Annotated in this window: 5 protein-coding genes and 1 pseudogene; 3 read left to right on the top strand and 3 right to left on the bottom strand. The window is 32.8% G+C overall.

All coding sequences use genetic code 11. The annotated features are described in order from the left end of the window. Positions 1-443: pseudogene (locus tag DIU01_RS01315) on the bottom strand (DNA recombination protein RmuC); the annotation flags it as partial. Between the two features lie 88 nt (positions 444-531). Between DIU01_RS01315 and DIU01_RS01310 the strand changes: the two are divergent. From DIU01_RS01310 to DIU01_RS01300, 3 genes are read left to right on the top strand one after another with little or no spacing between them, the layout of a single operon-like run. Then, the gene (locus DIU01_RS01310) at positions 532-1,116 is read left to right on the top strand and encodes a pseudouridine synthase (protein WP_290831455.1); all 585 of its coding nucleotides are present in this window, start codon (positions 532-534) and stop codon (positions 1,114-1,116) included. A 33-nt stretch (positions 1,117-1,149) separates the two neighbouring features. After that, positions 1,150-1,608, top strand: coding sequence for a tRNA (cytidine(34)-2'-O)-methyltransferase (locus DIU01_RS01305; RefSeq protein ID WP_290831454.1), 459 nt, complete (start codon positions 1,150-1,152; stop codon positions 1,606-1,608). A 41-nt stretch (positions 1,609-1,649) separates the two neighbouring features. After that, positions 1,650-3,260 (top strand): class I SAM-dependent methyltransferase, encoded by a 1,611-nt coding sequence (locus DIU01_RS01300; protein ID WP_290831453.1) that lies wholly within the window; start codon positions 1,650-1,652, stop codon positions 3,258-3,260. Here the strand turns inward: DIU01_RS01300 and DIU01_RS01295 are convergent. Continuing rightward, complete coding sequence (locus tag DIU01_RS01295) at positions 3,257-4,045, bottom strand: ABC transporter ATP-binding protein (RefSeq protein ID WP_290831452.1); 789 nt, start codon at positions 4,043-4,045, stop codon at positions 3,257-3,259. The two genes, DIU01_RS01300 and DIU01_RS01295, sit on opposite strands and share 4 nt — an antisense overlap. Positions 4,046-4,055: 10 nt before the next feature. Then, on the bottom strand, positions 4,056-4,875 hold an 820-nt coding region (locus DIU01_RS01290), incomplete at its 5' end, for an iron ABC transporter permease (protein WP_290831451.1).

The following is a 4,875-nucleotide window of genomic DNA, read 5'->3' as shown; positions in this document are numbered from 1 at the left end:
AGCTCGGTGAATTTTGTGGTTTTTTCGTCTAATATTTTGTTGGCTAAATTTTCAAATTCTTTTGTAAATTTTTCTTGCAATTGTTCTACTTCTTGCTTTTGCTCTTTATTTCGTTCCCAAAGATTTTCAAAATCGGTTTCTTTTTTAGACAATTGAATGGCTAATGATTCTTTTTCTGAACGAATAGTTTCTTTTTCAAAATTCGTAGCAGCTAACTGTTTTTCAAAATCTATTTTATCTGATTGTATTTGTTTTTCAAATTGATTTCTTTCGTTCTGAAATTGTTCTTTTTGCTGATTAATTTGCGAAAATAAACCATTAATCTTTTCTTCTAGCGATGCTTTTTCCGATTTAGAATTGGCTGAAAATAATAATTTACCAAGGAAAATTCCAATGGCTAAGGCGATGATAAAAACTAATAAAAAAGGAAAAACAGCTGTCATAAAAATAAAAATATAAGAATGTAAATGTAGTAAAAAATGTAATAGTTGTTTAGCAGATTAAATAGTATTTTTGCCACAAATAGATTTCATGTCACAACACCAACACTTTTTAATTTTTAAACCTTACGGCTATTTATCGCAGTTTATTTACGAACTGAAACGTCCTAAAAAGCTACTCGGAGAATTGTACAATTTTCCCGAAAGTACTATGGCAATCGGTCGATTAGACGAAGATTCAGAAGGATTACTTTTGCTTACAACTGATGGAATGATGAGTGAAATTGTTCGCAGTAAAAAAGTAGAAAAAGAATATTACGTTCAAGTGGACGGAATTGTAACTCAAGAAGCAATTGAAGCATTGAAAAGTGGCGTTTTAATTGGCTTTAACGGAAAGAAGTATTTGACCAAAAAATGCGAAGCTCGAATTTTATCAGAAATTCCAAATTTTCCAGATCGTGCCAAGAAAATTCGTGATGAACGTCACGGACCAACTTCATGGTTATCAATCACAATTAACGAAGGCAAATTTCGACAAGTGCGAAAAATGACATCAGCAGTTGGATTTCCTACCTTACGATTGGTAAGAATTCGCGTTGGAAACATCTATTTGAATGATCTAAAACCTGGAGAAGTTCTTGAAGTTGGAGATTTTTCAAACATTACTAATTCTTAAATCAAAAATCAAAATTCCTAAATCGTTAATCCCATGTTAAACATAGTTTTAGTAGAACCAGAAATCCCAAACAATACAGGAAATATTGGTCGTTTGTGCGTTGGAACCGAAAGTCGTTTGCACTTAATTCATCCATTCGGATTTGTAATTAATGATAAAAACTTGAAACGTTCTGGACTAGATTATTGGGTGCATCTTGACGTTACCGAATATCAAAATGTAGCCGAATGGATGACTCAAATTCCAGATAAATCACGCGTTTTCTTGATGAGTTCACATGCTACCAAATCTATTTATGAAAATCAATTTCAAGACGGCGATTGGTTGGTTTTTGGTAAAGAAAGCGTAGGTTTAAGTCAAGAAGTTTTAGCGCTTTTCGACAATCATTTGACAATTCCAATGTCGAAATTAATTCGTAGTTTTAACATTGCCAATTCGGTAGCTTTTGTAGTTGGTGAAGCCAAAAGACAAATTGCAATTTCTAAAAAATAAATCCTTATATTTGAAAGACTAGAATTTCTAAATTTCAAAATATGATGGATAAAAACCAACTTCGAAGTACCATTTTTAAACACCTTGACGGATTGGCAACCGCGCCAGTTGCTGTAGCATTAAGCAAAAAAGGAATTCTAGATTTTATTTTTCAAAATCAAGAAGTTACTCTTGAACGATTGGTTTTACAATTTCGATGCAACGAAGGTTATCTCAATGTTGGTCTTCGTGTTTTATGCTCGCAAGGTTTTTTAGATTATCAGGTCAATAATGAAACTCAAGAAATAAAATTCTCGGTAAATAGTAAAACTCAAACGGCTTTTTCGTTGTTTTATTTGTACGATGATATAGTCGATTTATTGCATTATTCCACTCAATTTCATCCGCGATTGTTTGAAGAAGAACCGTTTAAACGTCTGAATTTAATTTTCGAAAAATTTAAAAATAACTACGGAATTACTTTTTCTGATGATACAGAAACTGCTTCAATTCAACAGCAAATTCTGAAACATGTTGAAGGTTATTTGGTTGGACCAACATTGGTGCGATTAGGAATGAACGGAATGTTTCACAAATATTTCATGGAAAGTTCGTTCCGAGCTGAAGAATATCATAAATCACCAGAATTATTTACCAAAATTCTAGATTTCTTTGCGTTTTTGGGATGGTTCAAAGAAAAAAATGGCAATTATCAATTTACAGAAGAAGGTCTGTTTTTTGCAAAACGTGCTTCTGCTTATGGAGTTACGGTTTCCTATTTGCCAACATTTGCTAAAATTGATGAATTAATGTTCGGAAATCCAGCCGTTTTAAGATTGCCTGATGATGGTGCTGACGAAATTCACGTAGATAGAGAAATGAACGTTTGGGGAAGTGGTGGCGCGCACGATACTTATTTTAAAGTAGTTGACGAAATTTTAATTGAATTATTCAATCTTCCAATCGAGCAACAACCCAAAGGAATTTTAGATATGGGTTGCGGAAATGGTGCTTTTTTACAACACATATTTGAAGTAATCGATAGACAAACATTACGCGGAAAAATGCTCGACGATTATCCATTATTTTTAGTCGGTGCCGATTATAATCAAGCTGCTTTAAAAGTTACACGTGCCAATTTAATCAAAGCTGATATTTGGGCAAAAGTGATTTTTGGTGATATCGGAAGACCTGATTTGTTGAGTAACGACTTGATGGAAAACTATAATATCGATTTGAAAGATTTGCTAAACGTAAGAACTTTTTTAGATCATAATCGAATTTGGGAAACTCCTAAGAATGAAAATCCAAATAGAATAAGTACTTCAACTGGAGCTTTTGCACATCGTGGCGTTCGAATTAGCAATAATTTGGTAGAACAAAATTTGTTGGAACATTTACAAAAATGGTCGCCTTATGTTTCAAAATTCGGATTGTTATTAATTGAATTGCATACTATTTCACCAACTTTAACAGCATCCAATATCGGTAAAACTGCGGCAACAGCTTACGATGCAACACACGGTTTTTCAGATCAATATATCGTTGAAATTGATGTTTTTAATAAAATTGCTGCCGAAGCCGGATTGTTTCCAGATGAAAAAATATTCAAACGTTTTCCCGATGCAGATTACGCGACAGTAAGTATAAATTTATTGAAAGGGAAAAATTAATTGGTAACAATAAACTTTCCTTTATCTGAATCAAAATAGATGTTTTCATTTTTGAAAAGTGTGTTGAAAACGCCTTTTGAAATTAAGTTGCAAGGTTCATCTTGTTCGAATGTTGATTCGGTCATAACTATCATTTCATCAGATAATTGAATCGCCAAATCAATGTCATGTGTTGAAAATAAAATACATTTATTAGTTTCTTTGGATAGTTTTTTCAGCAATTTAAAAACCGAAACTTTGTGCAATAAATCCAAATGTGTAGTTGGTTCGTCCAAAATTATTAATGGTGTATCTTGTGCCAAAGCTCTTGCAATTAGTACTTTTTGAAGTTGTCCATCGCTTATTTCATAATGTTTTTTGTCTGATAAATGTTCGATTTGAGTCAGTGCAATTGCGCTGTTTACTTTCTCTAAATCGTCGTTGGATAATTTTCCAATCCAATTGGTGTAAGGTTGTCTTCCTAAAGCGATTAATTCGAAAATCGTCAAATTACTTGAAGGCAATCTTTCGGTTAAAACCACACTTAAATTTTGTGCTAGTTCTATCGAATCATAAGTTTGAATGTCTTTATTATTCAAAAAAACAGTTCCAGAAAGTGGCTTTTGAATTCCGGTTAATGTTCTTAAAAGTGTCGATTTTCCAATTCCGTTGGCACCAACTAAACTGATTAATTTTCCTTCAGACAAATTGATGTTTAAGTTTTTCGCAATGGCATTTTCGGCATTTTTAGTTTTGTAACCAATGCTTAAATTTGAAGTTGTAAGAATGTTTTTTTTGTCTTCCATTGGTATCAAATTAAATCATTCTTTTTTTACTAAGCAACAACCAAATCACAACAGGTGCGCCAACAATTGATGTTATCGCATTAATTGGTAAAGTAAAATCCATTCCTGGCATTTGCGAAACCATATCACAAAATAACATGATTATTGCTCCAATTACTATCGTTCCAAAAAATAATATCTTGTGATTACTAGTCTGAAAAAGTAATTTTGCCAAATGCGGAACTGCCAATCCGATGAACGCGATTGGTCCGGCAAATGCAGTAATACTTCCGGCTAAAATACTGGTTGCGAATATGATAATCAGTCTTGATTTTTTAATGTTTAAACCTAAACTTCGAGCGTAATTTTCTCCTAAAAGCAAAGCATCCAATGATTTAATCGAAAACAAACTCAAAACTAATCCAATTAAAACGGCGTTTGATAAGAAAATAATATTGTTCCAAGATAAATTTCCGATGCTTCCTAAACTCCAAAAAGTGAATTTCTGTAATTGTTCTGCCGTACTAAAATAGGTTAAAACCGATACGATTGCACCAGCAAAACTGCTAAACATTAATCCAACAATTAACACCGACATGGTATCTCGCAATTTACTAGAAACCAATAAAACCAATAGTAAAACGGATAAACTTCCTAAGCAAGAAGCTATAATTATTCCGAAAGATGAAAGTAAGATTTCAGATAAAAAACTAGGTAAAATTCCGGCTCCCAAAATCACAAAAGCAACTCCTAAACTCGAACCTGAACTCAAACCCAAAACATAAGGTCCGGCAAGCGGATTTCTAAATAAGGTTTGCATCAATAATCCAGAAATTGATAATCCGATGCCC

Origin of the sequence: Flavobacterium sp. (assembly GCF_003525665.1) — a bacterium.
Lineage (GTDB): Bacteria > Bacteroidota > Bacteroidia > Flavobacteriales > Flavobacteriaceae > Flavobacterium.
This window is presented reverse-complemented; position numbering and strand designations above follow the sequence as displayed.